We start from the raw sequence: 17,421 nt of genomic DNA on the forward strand, positions 1-17,421 counted from the left end.
CGCCGATGCCCGTCTGCCCGGGCCCCATCGGGCCGACGTCCACCGGCCCACCCGTCGGGCCGGGGCCGGGGCCTGGTTGGGGAAGGGTCGCCGGGGCGGTCATGCGGGCCGCAAGTTCCAGGGCGGCGGTCTGGGCGGCCTCGTGGGCGCCGTCGAGCACCGGGCCCGCCTCAGGGCCTGCCACGATCAGCCCCGCCAGCCCCGCCCCGCCGGCCAGCCGGCCGAGTTCGGCGTTGAGCGCCGGCCCCTCCTCGCCCAGTTCGCGCAGCGCCGCGATGACCGCGAAGCGCCGGCGCCCCTTGCCGAGGGTGGCGAAGGCCTCGAAGGCGGCCTTCATGGAGTCGGGGTTGGCGTTGTACGCGTCGTTGACCACGGTCACGCCGTCGGCCCGGTCGGTGACCTCCATCCGCCACCGGCTGCGCGGCGTGGCCTCGGACAGCTCCTCGGCGATGGTGGCCACGGGCAGCCCCAGCTCGTAGCCGGCCGCCGCCGCGGCGAGCGCGTTGGAGACGGCGTGGGCGCCGTACAGCTTCAGTGACACGTGCGCGGCCCCCGAAGGGGTGCGCAGCGTGAAGGAGGCGCGCCCCCTGGAGTCGATCACGATGCCCTCGGCCCTGATCGCCGCGGACTCGCCGCACCCGAAGTACGTGACCCGCGCCTCCGTACGGGAGGCCATCCCCCGCACCAGCGGGTCGTCGGCGTTGAGCACGGCGACGCCCGTGCGCGGCAGCGACTCCACCAGCTCGCCCTTGGCCTTGGCGATGGCCTCCTTGCCGCCGAACACGCCCAGGTGCGCGGTGCCGACGTTGAGCACCACGCCGATCTGCGGCGGCGCGATGCGGGTCAGGTCCTTGATGTGGCCGATGTTACGCGCGGCCAGCTCCAGCACCATGAAGCGGGTTTCGAGGTCGGCCCGCAGCACGGTCAGCGGGTGGCCGAGCTCGTTGTTGAAGCTGCCGACGGGCGCGATGGTCGCGCCGATCCGCGCGGTGATCTTGGCCAGGAGGTCTTTGGTGCTGGTCTTGCCGGCCGAGCCGGTCACACCGATCACGGTGACCTTGGGCAGCGTGCGGACCTGGGCGGCGGCCAGCTCGGCGAGCGCCGCGGCGGCGTCGGGCACGATCACGGCGGGCGCGTCGACCGGCCGGCCGGCCAGCACGGCGACCGCTCCCGCGCGTACGGCCTGCGCGGCGTAGTCGTGACCGTCGACCCGCGCGCCCTTGATGGCGACGAACAGGGATCCCGGTTCTACGGCCCGCGAGTCGATCACGACGGGCCCGCGCACCACCGCGCGGGGATCGGCCATGCCCGACAGGGCGCCCGAGGTTATCTCGGCGATCCTGGCCAGAGGCAACGGGATCATTAGTGCTTCCTGCTTTCCTTGCGTGCGTCGATCGCTTCGGCGACCACTTCGCGGTCGTCGAAGGGGATCACCTCGCCTGAAACGTACTGGCCCTGCTCGTGACCCTTCCCGGCCACGACGATCACGTCGCCGCGCCCGGCCCGGGCGATCGCCAGGCCGATGGCGGCCGCGCGGTCGGGCTCAATGATCACATGAGCGCGGTCGTGCTGCGGAACGCGGAGGGCCCCCTCCATCATCGTCGCGAGGATGGCCAGCGAATCCTCGGAACGGGGATTGTCGCTGGTAAAAATAGCGACATCTGCCAGTTCGGCGGAGATTTCCCCCATGAGAGGGCGTTTGCCCTTGTCGCGGTCGCCGCCGCAGCCGAGCACGATCGTCAGGGTCCCGGCGGTGACCGATCGCAGCGAACGCAGCACCGACTCGACGGCGCCCGGCTTGTGCGAGTAGTCCACGACGGCCTGGAACTCGTCGCCGGCGTCGGTGACGCGCTGCATGCGGCCGGGCACGCCGGTCAGCGTGCCGACGCCGTGCACGGCCGTCTGCAGCGGCACCCCGGCCTCGACCAGCGTGACGACGGCCCCGAGCGCGTTGGAGACGTTGAACGGGCCGGGCAGCGCGATCTGCGCGTCGGCCTCGACGCCGCCGGGCCCGACCACGCGGAACGCGCTGCCGTCGGCCCCGAGCCTGGCGTCGACCGCGCGCCAGTCGGCCTCGGGGTCGCCCAGCGCCGAGAACGTGGTCATCGGCACCTTGGCCAGCCCGATCAGCTCGCGCCCGTAACGGTCGTCGATGTTGGTCACGCCGACCCGGCTCAGCTCCGGCTGGAACAGCTTCACCTTGGTCGCGAAGTAGTCCTCGAAGTCCTTGTGGAAGTCGAGGTGGTCCTGCGACAGGTTCGTGAACAGGGCGACGTCGTAGTAGAGGCCGTCGACCCGGCCGAGCGCGAGCGCGTGGCTGGAGACCTCCATGGCGGCGGCGCTGACGCCCTCCTCGCGCATGAGCGCGAACAGGCCGTGCAGCGTGGACGCCTCAGGCGTGGTGAGCGTGGGCTGGAAGCTCAGCTCTCCGGCGTGGATCTCGACCCCGCCCACCAGGCCCGCCCGGTGGCCGGCGGCCCGCAGGCCCGCCTCGATCATGAACGTGGTGGTGGACTTGCCGCTGGTGCCGGTGACGCCGAGGATCTGGATGTCGTGGGCCGGCTGCCCGTACACCCAGGAGGAGATCGGCCCGAGCAGGGCGCGCGGGTCGGGCACGATGAGCACCGGCAGCCCGGTGGCCACGGCCGCGTCGCGGCCGGCCCGGTCGGTGAGCACGGCGACGGCGCCGCCGGCCATCGCGTCGGCGGCGAACGTGGCGCCGTGGACGCGGTTGCCGGGCAGCGCCACGTAGAGATCGCCGCGTCTGACGTCGCGGGAGTCGATCGTGACGCCGGTCAGGGCGGCATGGGGCGACCTCGACGTGCCGGAATCGGCGTCGAGCATGGTCGCGAGCCCGGTCAGCGGGCGAGGCGGGCTGGTCGTGGGACGCATAGACGACGGGGGACGCACGGCGAGAGCGTACCTTCCCTGGTCACTGTCCCGCGCGCATCCGCACCTGCGGCGCGGCGGAGCCCGTGGGTGGAATCTTCATGCTCTTGATGGCGAACGTCATCACATCCTTGAACACGGGGGCCGCCAACTGCCCGCCGAAATGGCCGTTCTTCGGGTTCTGCAGCACCGAGAGGACCACCAGCCGCGGATCGTCGGCCGGCGCGAACCCGACGAAAGACGCGGTGTAGCCGTCGTAGCGGCCGAGCCGGGCGTCGTAGCGGTTGGCCGTGCCGGTCTTGCCCGCCACCCGGTAGCCGTCGATGGCGGCCAGCTGGCCGGTGCCCTCCTCGCCCACAGCGCTCTCCAGCATCGTCGTGATCTCCCTGGCCGTCGTCTCACTCACCACCCTGGTCTGCTTACCGGGAGGAGCGGGGACGAACCTGCCCGTCGCGTCCTTCGTGCCGGCCACGATCCGCGGCTCGATCTTGACGCCGTCGTTGGCGATGGTCTGGTAGACGCTGGCCATCTGCAGCGCGGTCACCGACACGCCCTGCCCGTAGGCGACCGTGCAATTCTGGCTGCCCGACCACTTCCTGTAGTCGGGCAGCAGGCCCGCCTCGGCGCCGGGCACACCGCCGCCGGGCGTGCTGCCGAAGCCGAACGCCGTGAGCATCTTGTGCAGCCGCTCACTGCCCACCTTACGCGCCGCCATGACCGTGGCCACATTGCTGGACTGGGCCATGGCCTGGCGGAACGTCATCGACTCCGTCTTGTGCGCGTGGGCGTCGCGCAGCACCTGGTCGGTGCACCTGATCCGGTCGGGCACCTGGAAGACCGTGTCGGGAGTCACCTCGCCGGCCTCCAGCGCGGCGGCGGCGGTGATCACCTTGTTGGTGCTGCCGGGCTCGAAGACGTCGGCGGCGGCCTTGTTGACGTAGTGGGACTGCGGTGCCTTGCGCCAGTTGTTCAGGTCGAGCTCGGGGGCGTTGGCCATGGCCACGATCTGCGCCGTCCGCACGTCCATGACGATCACGGTGCCGCTCTCGGCCCCGGACTCGCGCACCTGGTCGCCGATCGACTTCTGGGCGGCCCACTGGATGTCGCGGTCGATGGTCAGCCGCACGTCCTGGCCGTCCTCGGGCGCGGTGCGCTCGCTGCTGGTCATCGGGATCTGCTGGCCGTCGCGGCCGGTCTCGACGCGTTTCTTGCCGTCGCGGCCGGCCAGGAGGGAGTTCTTCGCCTGCTCCATGCCGCCGAGGCCGCTGCCCTCGTCGCCGACGAACCCGATGAGGCTGCCCGCCAGGTCTCCCGCCGGGTAGAGCCGCCGGTAGGTCTTCTTGGCCGCCAGCGCGGGGATGGGGGCCTGGAGCAGCCGGGTGGCCACGACGGGGTCGACGTCCCTGGCCAGGAGCTGGTAGTGGGTGCCGGTCCTGGCCAGCTTGGCGGCGATCTCCCGCTCGTCCTTGCCGAGTTGCTGGGCGAGGAGCTTGGCGGCGCCCGCGCGTACGGCCTCGGGGACCTTCGTCGGGTCGATCGACACCTCGCGGGCCTCGACCGTGACGGCCAGCGCGTTGCCGTTGACGTCGGTGATCGAGCCGCGTTTGGCGGGGATCGTCTCGGTGTGCGTGCGCTGGTCGGCCGCGGCCGCCGCGTACACCTTGGACTCAAGGCCCTGCATCTGGATGAGCCGCCCGGCGAAGATCGACAGCACGAACGTCATGCCGATGAGGCCGATGTTGATCCGCCTGCGCGGACTGCCCAGCCGCAGCACCAGCGGCGGGCGCGGCGGCGGGGGCGGCGGCCGGCGCGGGCCCCGGGGGGGCGGCCCCTCGCCGTCGCGGCGGCCCGCCGTGCGGCCCGCCGTCCTGTCGGTGGTCCGGCCCGCCGTCCTGTCCGTCGTACGGCCCGTCGTTCTGTCCGTCGTACGGCCACGGGCCGCGTCCGGACGGGATCCGCCTGCCGGGGGCCTGCCCGCGGGCGTACGGCGAGCCGGCCCGTCACCGGTACGCTCACCCGCCCGCTCACCCGCCCGCTCACCGGTCCGCTCGCCCGGCCGTTCGCCCTGCGGCGCCCCCGGACGCTCGGGCCCGCCGGCCAGCTCGCCCGGGTCCAGCAGCCACAGGTAGCCGTACGTGACGTCGGCGTGGCGCAGCGGCCAGCAGACCCTGGCCAGGACCTTGAGCTCGGCGTCGGCGGGGATCCTGACCGGCCCGCTCGCCCGCGCGATGCCGTAACGCTCGAAGTATTCGCGCACCTCTCCCGTGGCGCGCCGGCGCAGGATCGACTCCTGGCGGACCGTGTCGATGTCACCGTGCTGCGCCCCGTAGGCCAGCAGCCGGAACGAGCGGTCCTCCAGCGTCGCGGACGCCCCCAGCCGGGCGGCGATCTCGTCGACGATCTCTTGTAGGTCTGCCGTGTTGTGCATTTGTACGACAGCCTGCCACACGCGACGTTACGCCCGTCGATGGCCCCCTCTGAGCTGCGGTTTCTACACTTGGGCACATGCTGGGTCAACTGCTGCTCGCCGCCTCCAGGAGCGGCGCCGTGCGCCGTGCCGTGTCGGGTCTCCCGCCCACCAAGAAGGTCGTGGGCCGGTTCGTCGCGGGCGAGAGCGTCGAGGAGGCCCGCAACGCGGTCGAACGCCTGAGCGACGCGAAGCTCGCCGTGACCGTCGACCACCTCGGCGAGGAGACGCTGGACGCGCGGGCCGCCGAGGCGACCGCCGACGCCTACATCACGCTGCTGGAGGCGATCAGGCCGCTCGGCCTCGGGTCCAGGGGCGAGGTGTCGGTGAAGCTGTCGGCCGTCGGGCAGCGGCTCGACGACGCCATGGCCCTGGAGCACGCCCGCGAGATCTGCGCCGCCGCGGAGGCCGGCGGCTCGACCGTCACGCTCGACATGGAGGACCACACCACGGTCGACTCCACCCTGTCCATCCTGCGCAAACTGCGCGAGGACTACCCTTCCACGGGCGTGGCGATCCAGGCGTACCTGTTCCGCAGCGAGCAGGACTGCCGGGACCTGTCCTCGGAGGGCTCACGGGTGCGGCTGGTCAAGGGCGCCTACCGCGAGCCGGCCTCCGTCGCGCACCAGGGCCGGACGACCGTGGACAAGGCGTACGTGCGATGCCTGCGGATCCTCATGGCGGGGAAGGGGTACCCCATGGTGGCGACGCACGACGACCGCATGATCGCGATCACGGAGCTGCTCGCCGACCGGTTCGGGCGGGCGATCGGCGACCACGAGTTCCAGATGCTCTACGGCATCAGGACCGACCGGCAGGAGGCCCTGGCGGGGGCCGGCCACACGGTCCGCGTCTACGTCCCGTACGGCGACGACTGGTACGGCTACTTCATGCGCCGCCTGGCGGAGCGGCCCGCCAACGTCGCCTTCTTCCTTCGTGCCCTTGGGGGTAAGTAAATGGATGCCATCAGCAACGTCCCCACGCCGGCCAACGAGCCCGTGCTCGGCTACGCCCCCGGCAGCGCCGAGCGGGCGGCGCTGGAGGACCGCATCAAGGAGCTGGCCGGGGCCTCGACCGACCTGACCATGACCATCGGCGGCGAGCAGCGACCGGGCGGCGGCGCCGCCATCGACGTCGTGCAGCCGCACAACCACGCCTCCGTCCTGGGCCGTACCAACGACGCTACGGCCCAGGACGTGAAGGACGCCGTCGGCGCCGCGCTGGCGGCGGCGCCCGCGTGGCGGGCCCTGTCGTTCGACGAGCGGGCGGCGATCTTCCTGAAGGCGGCCGACCTGCTGTCGGGCCCGTGGCGGCAGACGCTCAACGCGGCGACCGTGCTGGGCCAGTCGAAGTCGGCGCAGCAGGCGGAGATCGACGCGGCCTGCGAGCTGATCGACTTCCTCCGGTTCAACGTGGCCTTCGCCCGCCGCCTCTACGCCGACCAGCCCATCTCCTCGCCGGGCGTGTGGAACCGGATGGAGTACCGGCCGCTCGAAGGCTTCGTGCTGGCGATCACGCCGTTCAACTTCACCGCCATCGCCGGAAACCTGCCGGCCTCGGCGGCGCTGATGGGCAACGTCGTCGTCTGGAAGCCGTCGCCCACCCAGCAGCTCGCCGCGCACCACACGATGCGGCTGCTTGAGGCGGCCGGACTGCCGCCGGGTGTGATCAACCTGGTCACCGGCAACGGGCAGGCCGTCTCCGAGGTGGCGCTCACCCATCCGGCGCTGGCCGGCGTGCACTTCACCGGCTCGACCGCGACGTTCCAGCACCTGTGGGGCACGATCGGCGCGAACATCGCCTCCTACCACGGCTACCCGCGCCTCGTCGGCGAGACCGGCGGCAAGGACTTCGTGCTCGCCCACCCGTCCGCCGACCCGGCGGTACTCTCGACGGCGCTGATCAGGGGAGCCTTCGAGTACCAGGGGCAGAAGTGCTCGGCCGCCTCGCGGGCGTACGTGCCGCGCTCGGTCTGGAACCGCATGCGTGACGACTTCGTCGCCACCGCCGAGTCGCTGACCGTGGGCGACGTGGCCGCCGACCTGTCGACGTTCATGGGCGCGGTCATCGACGCGCGGGCGTTCGCCAAGCACAAGGAGGCGATCGACCGGGCGCGGGCCGCCTCCAACATCGACGTGCTCACCGGCTCCTACGACGACTCCGTCGGCTACTTCGTCAAGCCGACCATCCTGGAGTGCGCCGACCCGACCGACGAGATCTTCGTCAAGGAGTACTTCGGGCCGATCCTCGGCGTGCACGTCTACGACGATGGCGACTACGACACGGTGCTCGACCAGATGGAGGGCATCGCCCCGTACGCGCTGACGGGCTCGATCATCGCCCAGGACCGCTACGCCATCGCCTCGGCGGCCGAGCGGCTGCGCTTCGCGGCGGGCAACTTCTACGTCAACGACAAGCCGACGGGCGCCGTCGTGGGCCAGCAGCCGTTCGGCGGCGGGCGCGCGTCCGGCACCAACGACAAGGCCGGCTCGATCTTCAACCTGACCCGCTGGGTGAGCGCCCGCGCGATCAAGGAGACGTTCGTGCCGCCGACAGACCACCGTTACCCGCACATGGGTTGATCTCTCCATCACCCATCTCCGGCGAGAGCCCCCGGTCCTGCCCCCGGGGGCTCTCGGCGTTCCGGGGTAGGTTCGAAGCGCGCAGGTTTCCGCCGAGGAAGGGCAGACGCATGCACGTGGCCATCCCCCTCTATCCCCGCTTCACCGCGCTCGACGCCGTGGGCCCGTACACCGTGCTGGCCTTCGCGCCCGGCTGGACGGTCACGTTCGTGGCCGGCGAGCGCGGGCCGGTCGCCGACGACAAGGGCACGCTCCTCATGAACGCCACGGCCTCGTACGCCGAGCTGCCCGACCCGGACGTGATCGTGGTCCCCGGCGGCTCAGGGACGCTCGACGTCCTGTCCGACGAGGCCCTGGTCGGGTGGATCAGGCAGGCGCACGAGCACACGCAGTGGACGACCTCGGTGTGCAGCGGCTCGCTCCTGCTCGGCGCGGCCGGGCTGCTGGAGGGGCGCAAGGCCACCACCCACTGGGCCATCCTCGACTTCCTCACCCGCTTCGGGGCCGAGCCGGTGAGCGAGCGGGTGGTGACGACCGGCAAGATCGTGACGGCGGCGGGGGTGTCGGCGGGCATCGACATGGCGCTGACGCTGCTGGGGCAGGCCGCCGATCCGGTGACGGCGCAGAGCGTGCAACTGGCCATCGAGTACGACCCGCGGCCGCCGTTCGCCTGCGGCTCCCCCAGCACCGCACCGGAGGGCCTGGCCGAACGCGCCCTCGGCCTCATCACGTGACCCCGAAGGCACCCGGCCTCCTCCCCTGACGCCGCAGCCCGCGGCCTCGTCACTCCGGGCCGGGCCCGGATCGGCCGCGCCACCTGAGCCCGCCGCTCAGTGGTCGTCATCCGGCGACGGGCGGCCGGCTCCCACCGGCAGGACGTCGAAGTGCACGATCACGCGCCCGAGGCCCTCCTGGGTCGCGGGCGCCCTGCCGTCCGACACCGCGCGGTAGCGTTCCAGCACCGCGAACACCTCCTCGTTCATCCGCGCCGCCTCCTCCGCCGTGAGCCGCAGCGAGCGCCGCCCGAACACGCTGGCGGCCACCCACTCGGCCGGGGCAGTCGCCGACTCCTCGCGCCACCGGGAGAGCTCCTCGCCGCGCTGGCGTACCAGGTCGTCGAGCAGGTATTCGACCGCTCCCGCCGCCTCTGGATCGGCCTCGGACGGTTCGCCGTAGGAGAAGCCGCCCGGCGTGATGCGCCAGTACTTCTCCTTCCCCCGCCCCATCCCCTCCGCGAGCTCGATCATGCCGTGCCTGGCCAGCTCGCGCAGGTGGTAGCTGGTCGCCCCGGTGTTCTGCCCGACCAGGCCGGCCAGCCGGGTCGCCGTGGAGGGCCCGTGCTCGTCGAGCAGGTCGTAGAGCCGCAGTCGCAGCGGGTGCGCGAAGGACTTCATGGCGTTCGCGTCGAGCGTTCTGGCGGAAAAGCTCTTGCGTCTCATACTGTGCAAGCCTATCTTTGCAAAGAATTATGTGCACACTTTCCCTTACACGATAGCGGAGCCTGCCATGTCTCGTCTCGGGCGTTCGTTCGCCTATTTGTGGTCCTCCACGGCCCTGTCCAACCTGGCCGACGGCGTGCTCAAGATGGGGGCGCCGCTGCTGGCCGTCTCGATGACCCGCTCCCCCACCCTGATCTCCCTGGTGGCGGCCGCGACCACGCTGCCGTGGCTGCTGCTGGCGCTGCACGCGGGCGCCGTCGCCGACCGGGCCGACCGCCGCCGCGTCATGGTGCGCGCCAACCTCGTCCGGGCCGTGATCCTGGCCGGCGTCACGCTCCTCGCCGTGCTCGGCCTGCTCAACCTCTGGCTCCTGCTGGCCGCCGTGCTGCTGGCCGGGGTGAGCGAGGTCTTCGCCGACCTCTCGGCGCAGTCCGTGCTGCCCATGACCGTGCCTCCTGACGCGCTGACCAAGGCGAACGGGCGGGTGTCGAGCGCCCAGATGATCGGCAACGACTTCGTCGGCGCTCCCGTGGCGGGCCTGCTCGTGGCGGCACTGCCCGCCGTCGTCTTCGGCGCGCCCGCCCTGCTGTACGCCGCCGCCGGCCTGCTCCTGCTGGGAATGCGCGGCGCGTACCGAGCGGAGGGCGGGGTGGAGGCGCGCCGGCCGATGCGTGCGGACATCGCCGAGGCCCTGCGCTTCCTGTGGTCCCACCGCGTCCTGCGCGGCCTGGCGATCACGGCCGGGCTGCTCAACCTGGCCAACTCCGCCTACTTCGCCGTCTTCGTGCTGTGGGCGGTCGGCGACGGCTCCGAGATCGGGCTCGAACCGGCCGGCTACGGCCTGATGACCACGGCCTTCGCCGCGGGCGCCGTGGTCGGCTCGCTGCTGTCAGAACGGGCCGCGGGGGTGTTCGGGGAGTTCAGGACGCTGGTCTGCTGCTGGCTGGTCACCAGCCTGCTGCTGCTGGTGCCGGTGATCGTACCGTCCCCCTGGACGCTCTATCCGACCGCCGTGCTGTGGGGGGTGGTCGGCGCCGGGGGCAACGTGCTGGTGATCTCCGCCCGGCAGCGGCTGATTCCCGCGAGATTGCTCGGGCGGGTCAACTCGGCATATCGGCTCGTCGGGATGGGTGGGATGCCGCTCGGGGCGGCCGCGGGAGGCGTCGTGGCCGAGTTCGCCGGGCTTGGAGCCGTCCTCGTGGGCGCGACTGGAGTATGTTTGGTCGGTGTCGGACTGGTGCGGCGCGCTTTGTCAGATCAAATTTCTGGGCCTCTGACCAGCACAGCTGCACTTTCCGACATGTCCGGATCACGTTAGGCACCCAAGAGCCTGTGCTGAGGTGACATGATTATCCCCGAGCTAGAGGGGATGGTATGCGGGAGATCGGCGGACGGTACCTCCTGAACGAGGAGGCCGGTCGTGGGGGTATGGGAGTCGTCTGGCGGGCGTTCGATCAGCTCCTCCACCGTACGGTGGCGCTTAAGGAGCTGACCTTGGCCGGTGAGGCCGAGATGGTCCGCCGCCGGGTGCTGCGCGAGGCCAGGATGGCCGCCGGGCTGACGCATCCCAACATCGTCACGGTGCATGACCTGATCGAGGAGGGCGGCAAGCTCTGGATCGTGATGGAATACCTTGACGGGCTCTCGCTGCACCAGTTGCTGTCACAGGTGGGCACCCTGCCCGCCCAATCGGTGGCGGCGATCGGGCAGCACCTGCTCGCGGCACTGCGCACCGCCCACCAGGCGGGCGTGCTGCATCGCGACGTCAAGCCCGCCAACGTCATGCTGACGGGTGACCGGGTGGTGCTGACCGACTTCGGGATAGCGACCGCCGAGGGTGACATCCGCATGACGACCTCGCGGCGGTTGCGCGGCACTCCGGCCTTCATGGCCCCCGAGCGGTTGCACGGCGGGCCGGCCAGCAAGGAGGCCGACATGTGGTCCTTCGGCGCGACGCTCTACAGCGCCATCGAGGGCCAGCCTCCTTACCCCGGCCAGGACGCCGCCACCGTCCTCGGCATGGCGCGCAGCGGCCCCTACCCGCCGCCGCGGCGGGCCGGGGTGATGCGGCCGCTCATCGAGGGCCTGCTGCACCACGACCCCGTGCGCCGCTACACGCCGGAGCAGACGGCGGGGTTGCTCGCGGGCATGCGCGCCAGCGCCTACCAGGCGGCCATCTGACCCTCGGCCGCTCTGGTTCGGGCCGGTCGGCCATCACGGCTGGCTGCCCCACACCGGCCATCACGGCCGGGTGACCCACCGGCCGGCCCTACCGGGACGGCCGGTCCTGCATCCCGGGGGTGGCCTGCGGGAGGTCAGTCCTTCTTGGCGCGGGCCTCGGCCTCGGCGGCGTCCATCGCGGCCGCCTCCTCCGGGGTCGGCGCGGTGCCGCCGAGGTGGGCCGGCTGCCACCACACCCCCTGCGGCACCTCCGGATAGGTGCGCTGCGCCCGGTCCACCAGCTCCGACATGCGCCGGTGCAGGTCGGCGGTGTGGTCGTTGACGTTCTCCCCGCGCTTGGGGTGCATCGGCTCGCCGACCAGGATGGTGACCGGCACGTGCCGCTGCAGCAGGTTGCGCGGCCGCCCCTTGGTCCACAGCCGGTGGTCGCCCCACAGCGCCACCGGGATGACGGGCGTGCCAGTGGCCTGGGCCATCCGGATGGCGCCGTTCTTGATCTCCTTGACCGTGAACGACCGGCTGATCGTCGCCTCGGCGAACACGCCCACGACCTCACCGGCCTTCAGCATGCGCAGCGCCGTGGCGTAGGAGCCGGCCCCCGCCTCCCGGTCCACCGGGATGTGGTGCATGCCGCGCATCAGCGGCCCCGAGATCCGGTTGTCGAACACGTCCTGCTTGGCCATGAAGCGCACCAGCCGCTTCGACGGCAGCGCGGCGAACCCGGCGAAGATGAAGTCGAGGTAGCTGATGTGGTTGCTCACCAGCACCGCTCCCCCGGTGCGCGGCACGTGCTCGGTCCCCTCCAGGTGGAACTTGATGTCGAGCACGCGAAACAGGGTCCGCGCGGCGGCGATCACCGGCGGGTACACGATCTCAGCCATGAGCAGAAGGTAACGTACTCAGGCGGGTTTCACGGACGTCGGGAGGCTGACCATGCCCCTGACGTTGCCGTGCGCGGTCCTCCTGATGCCGGCCGGGTCGATGTCGTAACCGGGCGAGACGGCCTTCGTCAGCTCCTCCAGCGCCACCCGGGCCTCCAGCCGGGCGAGGGGGCCGCCGAGGCAGTAGTGGCGGCCGACGCCGAGGCTGAGCGAACGGGCGGTGTCGCGGCTCAGGTCATAGACGCCGGCGTCGGGGAAGACCTGCTCGTCGCGGTTGGCCGAGCCGATCAGCAGCCACATCTTGGCGTTCTCCGGGACGCGGACGCCGTACCACTCACTCTCGCGGGTGAGACGGCGGGCGGTGCCGTGGGCCGGGGTGTCGTAACGCAGCGACTCCTCCATCCACGGCGTGATCGCCCCGCCGAAGGCGGCGGCGCGCTGGTCCGGGTTGCGCCACGCCCAGTACCAGGCGGCGCTGAGCAGGTGGGTGGTGGTCTCCGCGCCCGCGCCCATCAGCAGGAACAGGAACGCCGTGATGTCGTCCTCGGTCAGCTCGTCGTCCGCGACGAGGACGGAGACGAGGTCGTCGCGCGGGTCGGCCCGGTGTTCCGCGATGATCGAGGCGTAGTAGCCGCCCAGGGAGACCAGGCTCTTGAGCCCGTCGTGGGCCGTGCCGCTGTCGAGCCCGTACCCGACCAGGGCCCCGAAGTCCCGGCGTACGCCCGCGCGCTCGGACGGTGACACGCCCACCAGCTCGGAGATCACGTCCAGCGGCAGCCTGGCCGCGATGTCGCGGGCGAAGTCGAACGTCCCCCGCTCCACCGCCCGGACGATGTGCTCGCGCGCGATCTCCCTGATCATGGGCTCCAGGGCGGCGACCCTGCGCGGGGTGAAGCCCTTGGAGATGGCCGCGCGCATCCGGGTGTGCTCGGGCGGGTCCATCGCCACGAACGACAGGAACCGGCGTGCCTCGGGCCCCGAGGCGCCCGCCTCCAGCATGGGGCCGTGGTCGCTGGACAGCAGCGCGCTGTCGGCGAGGGCGGCCGAGACGTCGGCGTGCCGGGACAGTGCCCAGAAACCGAGCTCGGCGTTGTGGTAGAGCGGTGCTTCCGCCCTCAGTCGCGCGTAGACGGGATAGGGGTCGGCGTTGGTCTCGGCGTCGAAGGGGCTGTAGACGATATCCACTCCGCTCACGCTACGACGCTTGCGCGGTCGTGAGAACGGGCAGATGTTTTGACCATGAAGAAGCTGCTCAACACGGCAGAATCCGTCGTTGAAGACGCGCTGAACGGCATGGCCGCGGCCCACCCCTCGCTGCGGATCCGCGACCACGTGGTCTACCGGGCGCAGGGCCCGCGCCGCGGGAAGGTGGGCCTGGTCTCCGGCGGCGGCTCCGGCCACGAGCCGCTGCACGTCGGTTTCGTCGGTCACGGCATGCTCGACGCCGCCTGCGCCGGCGAGATCTTCACCTCGCCGGTGCCCGATCCGATCATCGAGGCCACCATGAGGGTCGACGGCGGCGCCGGGGTGCTGCACATCGTCAAGAACTACACCGGCGACGTGCTCAACTTCGAGATGGCCGCCGAGCTGGTCGAGGGCGTCGAGGTGGCGAGCGTGCTGGTGGACGACGACGTCGCCGTCCAGGACTCGCTCTACACGGCCGGCCGCCGCGGCACCGGGGCGACGCTGTTCGTGGAGAAGATCGCGGGGGCGCTGGCCGAGGAGGGCGCGCCGCTGGCCGAGGTCGCGGCCGTCGCGCAGGAGGTGGACGAGCGCAGCAGGTCCTTCGGCATCGCCCTGACCTCCTGCACCACCCCGTCCGCCGGCAAGCCCACCTTCGACCTGCCGGAGACGGAGGTGGAGCTGGGCATCGGCATCCACGGCGAGCCGGGGCGGGCCAGGGTGCCGCTGGCGCCGGCGCGCGAGCTGGCCGGGGTGGCGATGGAGGCCGTGCACCGCGACCAGCCGCTACGGGGCGACCTGCTGGTCATGGTCAACGGCATGGGCGGGACGCCGCTCATGGAGCTGTACGTCGTGTTCGCGGAGGTGGCCGCGTTCATCAAGGGCAAGGGAGCCCGGGTGACACGCTCGCTGGTGGGTAATTATGTGACGAGTCTGGACATGCAGGGCTTCTCGGTCTCGGTCTGCCTGCTGGACGACGCGCTGACCCGGCTGTGGGACGCGCCGGTCGAGACGCCCGCGCTGCGCTGGGGGCGCTGATGGACACCGACCTGTTCGTGGCCTGGTTCGAGGAGACGGCCCGGCTCGTACGCGAGGAGCGCGACCGCCTGACCCGGCTCGACGCGGCCATCGGCGACGCCGACCACGGCACCAACCTCGACCGCGGCCTCACCGAGGTCTGCAAGGCCCTGGCCGACTCCGCGCCGGAGTCGCCGGCGGCCGTGCTGACGACGGCGGGCACGACGCTGATCCGCCGGGTCGGCGGCGCCTCGGGGCCCCTGTACGGATCGGTGTTCCGGCAGATGGGCAAGGCGCTGCTGACGCCGGTGACGCTGGCCGGGTTCTCGGCGGCGTTCGAGGCGGGGGTGGTGGCCGTCGAGCGGCTCGGCAAGGCGGCCCTGGGCGACAAGACCATGGTGGACGCCCTAGCCCCGGCCTCCCGTGCGCTGGCGCTGGCCGTACGCGATGGCGTGAGTGTCAGGGAGGCGCTCGACCAGGCGGCCCGCGCGGCCGCCGAGGGCGCCAAGGCGACGATCCCGATGCAGGCGCGCAAGGGACGGGCCAGCTACCTGGGTGAGCGCAGCATCGGGCACGAGGATCCGGGGGCGGCCTCGGCGGTGCTGTTCATGACGGCGCTCGCCACCGTGGCGGGATAGGCCCGTGACCGGACGGACTGTCGCGGAACGGGCTGCTGGGGAACGGGCCGCCGGGGGAGGCACTGCTGCTGGAGAGGCTGCCGCGGGGCGGGCTGCCGCTGGACGGGCTGCGGAGGCGGTTTGATGGTGGGCGTGGTGCTGATCTCGCACAGTGCCGGGCTGGCGGCCGAGGCGATGGCCCTGGCCCTCGGGATCGCGGGGCAGGACGCCCCCGTGGCGGCGGCCGGCGGGACCGCGGACAACGGACTGGGCACCTCCTTCGACCGCGTCGAGGCGGCGGTGCGCAGCGTCGACCAGGGCCACGGGGTGGTGCTCATCCCCGACCTGGGCAGCTCCGTGCTGACCGCCCGGCTGCTGGAGGTGGAGGAGCGGGTCGTGGTGGCGGACGTGCCGTTCGTGGAGGGCGTGATCGCGCCCGAGGCGGCGGCGTGCTCGGCCTCGTCGCTGGCCGAGGTGCTGGAGGCGGCCGAGGAGTCCCGCGCCTTCCGCAAGCTCTGATCAGGGCCCCTTGGATCAGTGGCCCTTGAACGCCTCCTCCAGCCACCACGAGCCGCGTTCCCGGGTCACCTTGGCCTGCACCAGCAGCGGGCGGTCCCGCTCGCCCGCGACCCACTCCGCCACGCCCGCCAGATCCCCGGGCCCGGTGACGGTCACGGCGGCCAGGCCGTGGCCGCGGGCTATGGCGGCCAGGTCGGCCGGGGGGAACCGGACCGTGTCCAGCGGGTGGCCGTGCGGGCCGAAGTGGTGCACCTCGGCGCCGTACGCCTCGTCGTCGTACACCACGATCACCATCGGCAGGCCGAGCCTGACCACGGTCTCCAGCTCGGCCAGCCCCATGAGCGCGCCGCCGTCGCCGAGCGCGGCCACCGGCAGCCGGTCGGGGCGGGCCACGGCGGCGCCGATCGCGGTCGCCAGGCCGAGCCCGATCGACTGGAACGCCTGGGTGAAGCAGAACCCGTTCTCGTCGGGGACGTCGAGGAACATCGACGGATATCCCATGAAGTTTCCGGAGTCGATGGCGACGATCCGGTCCTGGGGCAGGAGGTCGTCGAGGGCGATGGTGAGCGTCCTCGGGTCGATCCGGCCGTCGCCGCTCTCGTCCTCGTACGGGACCGCCCGCCAGCGCCCCTCGGCCTCGATGCGGCGGGCGAGCTCCGGCGAGCGGTAACCCTGCGCGCCGCCCCGCACCTGGGCGGTCAGCGACCTGGCCACCTCCGCCACGTCGCCTGCCACGCCCACGTCGGCGGGCACGTGTGTCTTGAGCGCCCCCGGGTCGAGGTCCACCTTCGCCACCCGCGTGCCGGGCGAGATCAGGGAGCCGTGCCGGGTGGTCCACATGTTCAGAGCGCAGCCCCAGCCGACGACGAGGTCGGCGGCGCGGATCAGCTCGGCCGTCAGGGGCGTGGCGAAGCCGCCGGAGACGTCGAGGTCCCACGGGCTGCCGCGGAAGAGCCCCTTGGCCACGGCGGAGGTCGCCAGCAGGGCCCCGGTCCGCTCGGCCAGCTCCTCCAGCTCCCGGCGAGCCCCCCGGGCACCCCGCCCGGCGATGAACACCGGCCGCCGCGCCGTCTCCAGCGCCCGTACCAGCTCCAGCAGTCCGTTTTCCGCCGACGGCACCTCCGTGGAGGACGACAGCTCAGGCCCGGCGGCCGGCGCCTCGGTGGACGGCCCGGTAGAGGCGGTGGCGGGCGATCCAGGCGGTGTGGTGACGGACCGGCCGGTCGCTGTGGTGAGGAGGCGCGTGGTCCGGGCGGTCAGGGTGGCGGGGTCCAGGTCGGGGCAGGGGGTGGACTGGACGTCGAGCGGCAGGTTCAGGACGACCGTGCGACGATCCCCCACGGCCACCTGATACGCCCGTACCACCTGTTCCACCACGTCCGCGGCGGCCGTGACGCGCATCGCCACCGCGCCCACCGCGACGGCCAGGGCCGGCTGGTCGATGTGGAAGTTCGACTGGGGCTCGGTGGCCTCGCCGGCCAGGACGATCAGCGGCGTGCGGCTCTTGGCGGCCTCGGTGATGCCGGTCATGGCGTTGGTGAGCCCCGGCCCCTGGTGCACCGACACGATGCCGACCCGGCCGCTCATCCTGGCGTAGGCGTCGGCCATGGAGGCGGCCCCGCCCTCGTGGCGGGCGGCGACGAAGCG

14 protein-coding genes and 1 pseudogene are annotated in these 17,421 nt (G+C 72.2%); 8 read left to right on the plus strand and 7 right to left on the minus strand.

Translation table 11 applies throughout. From position 1 onward, the window contains the following. Nucleotides 1-138 precede the first annotated feature (138 nt). From ABFX54_RS26640 to ABFX54_RS26650, 3 genes and pseudogenes are all read right to left on the minus strand, one after another. Nucleotides 139-1,363: pseudogene (locus tag ABFX54_RS26640) on the minus strand (UDP-N-acetylmuramoyl-tripeptide--D-alanyl-D-alanine ligase); the annotation flags it as partial. Then, the gene (locus ABFX54_RS26645) at nucleotides 1,363-2,892 is read right to left on the minus strand and encodes a UDP-N-acetylmuramoyl-L-alanyl-D-glutamate--2,6-diaminopimelate ligase (protein ID WP_346109097.1); all 1,530 of its coding nucleotides are present in this window, start codon (nucleotides 2,890-2,892) and stop codon (nucleotides 1,363-1,365) included. The pseudogene ABFX54_RS26640 and the gene ABFX54_RS26645, both read right to left, overlap by 1 nt. Before the next feature lie 40 nt (nucleotides 2,893-2,932). Continuing rightward, nucleotides 2,933-4,663 carry a peptidoglycan D,D-transpeptidase FtsI family protein gene (locus ABFX54_RS26650; RefSeq protein WP_487047322.1) on the minus strand — a complete coding sequence of 577 codons (1,731 nt, stop codon included), beginning with the start codon at nucleotides 4,661-4,663 and terminating at the stop codon, nucleotides 2,933-2,935. 731 nt (nucleotides 4,664-5,394) lie between these two features. Between ABFX54_RS26650 and ABFX54_RS26655 the strand changes: the two genes are divergently transcribed. The 3 genes from ABFX54_RS26655 to ABFX54_RS26665 all read left to right on the plus strand — a co-directional run bounded on the left by ABFX54_RS26655 (nucleotide 5,395) and on the right by ABFX54_RS26665 (nucleotide 8,672). Further along, nucleotides 5,395-6,312, plus strand: coding sequence for a proline dehydrogenase family protein (locus ABFX54_RS26655; RefSeq protein ID WP_346109100.1), 918 nt, complete (start codon nucleotides 5,395-5,397; stop codon nucleotides 6,310-6,312). Then, nucleotides 6,313-7,938 carry an L-glutamate gamma-semialdehyde dehydrogenase gene (pruA, locus tag ABFX54_RS26660; RefSeq protein ID WP_346109101.1) on the plus strand — a complete coding sequence of 542 codons (1,626 nt, stop codon included), beginning with the start codon at nucleotides 6,313-6,315 and terminating at the stop codon, nucleotides 7,936-7,938. It begins immediately after the preceding gene. A 110-nt stretch (nucleotides 7,939-8,048) separates the two neighbouring features. Beyond that, nucleotides 8,049-8,672 (plus strand): DJ-1/PfpI family protein, encoded by a 624-nt coding sequence (locus ABFX54_RS26665; protein ID WP_346109102.1) that lies wholly within the window; start codon nucleotides 8,049-8,051, stop codon nucleotides 8,670-8,672. A 96-nt stretch (nucleotides 8,673-8,768) separates the two neighbouring features. Here the strand turns inward: ABFX54_RS26665 and ABFX54_RS26670 are convergent, their stop codons facing one another. Then, nucleotides 8,769-9,377: a winged helix-turn-helix domain-containing protein gene (locus ABFX54_RS26670; protein ID WP_346109104.1), complete on the minus strand. Its 609-nt coding sequence runs from the start codon at nucleotides 9,375-9,377 to the stop codon at nucleotides 8,769-8,771. Nucleotides 9,378-9,444: 67 nt separating this feature from the next. Here ABFX54_RS26670 and ABFX54_RS26675 point away from each other — a divergent pair, with 67 nt between their 5' ends. Continuing rightward, entirely contained in the window at nucleotides 9,445-10,695 is a 1,251-nt protein-coding gene (locus tag ABFX54_RS26675; RefSeq protein WP_346109106.1) for an MFS transporter, read from the plus strand. 56 nt (nucleotides 10,696-10,751) lie between these two features. Further along, nucleotides 10,752-11,558 (plus strand): serine/threonine-protein kinase, encoded by an 807-nt coding sequence (locus tag ABFX54_RS26680; RefSeq protein ID WP_106244829.1) that lies wholly within the window; start codon nucleotides 10,752-10,754, stop codon nucleotides 11,556-11,558. 134 nt (nucleotides 11,559-11,692) lie between these two features. Here ABFX54_RS26680 and ABFX54_RS26685 read toward each other — a convergent pair whose 3' ends face one another. Further along, nucleotides 11,693-12,439 (minus strand): lysophospholipid acyltransferase family protein, encoded by a 747-nt coding sequence (locus ABFX54_RS26685; RefSeq protein WP_346109107.1) that lies wholly within the window; start codon nucleotides 12,437-12,439, stop codon nucleotides 11,693-11,695. Nucleotides 12,440-12,457: 18 nt separating this feature from the next. Next, entirely contained in the window at nucleotides 12,458-13,633 is a 1,176-nt protein-coding gene (locus tag ABFX54_RS26690; protein WP_346109109.1) for a cytochrome P450, read from the minus strand. Nucleotides 13,634-13,678: 45 nt separating this feature from the next. Here ABFX54_RS26690 and dhaK point away from each other — a divergent pair, with 45 nt between their 5' ends. The 3 genes from dhaK to ABFX54_RS26705 all read left to right on the plus strand — a co-directional run bounded on the left by dhaK (nucleotide 13,679) and on the right by ABFX54_RS26705 (nucleotide 15,774). Continuing rightward, nucleotides 13,679-14,659: a dihydroxyacetone kinase subunit DhaK gene (gene dhaK, locus ABFX54_RS26695; protein ID WP_346109111.1), complete on the plus strand. Its 981-nt coding sequence runs from the start codon at nucleotides 13,679-13,681 to the stop codon at nucleotides 14,657-14,659. After that, a complete protein-coding gene (gene dhaL, locus ABFX54_RS26700; RefSeq protein ID WP_346109113.1) occupies nucleotides 14,659-15,276 on the plus strand; it encodes a dihydroxyacetone kinase subunit DhaL in 618 nt (205 codons plus the stop codon). Before dhaK ends, dhaL begins: the two co-directional genes overlap by 1 nt. A gap of 135 nt (nucleotides 15,277-15,411) precedes the next feature. Next, nucleotides 15,412-15,774, plus strand: a complete 363-nt coding sequence (locus ABFX54_RS26705; RefSeq protein ID WP_346109114.1) for a PTS-dependent dihydroxyacetone kinase phosphotransferase subunit DhaM — start codon at nucleotides 15,412-15,414, stop codon at nucleotides 15,772-15,774. A gap of 15 nt (nucleotides 15,775-15,789) precedes the next feature. On the opposite strand, the gene ABFX54_RS26710 is transcribed toward ABFX54_RS26705, so the two are convergent. Next, on the minus strand, nucleotides 15,790-17,421 hold a 1,632-nt coding region (locus tag ABFX54_RS26710), incomplete at its 5' end, for a thiamine pyrophosphate-binding protein (protein WP_346109116.1).

The organism is Nonomuraea maheshkhaliensis, assembly GCF_039529435.1.
In the GTDB taxonomy this organism is placed as follows: domain Bacteria; phylum Actinomycetota; class Actinomycetes; order Streptosporangiales; family Streptosporangiaceae; genus Nonomuraea; species Nonomuraea maheshkhaliensis.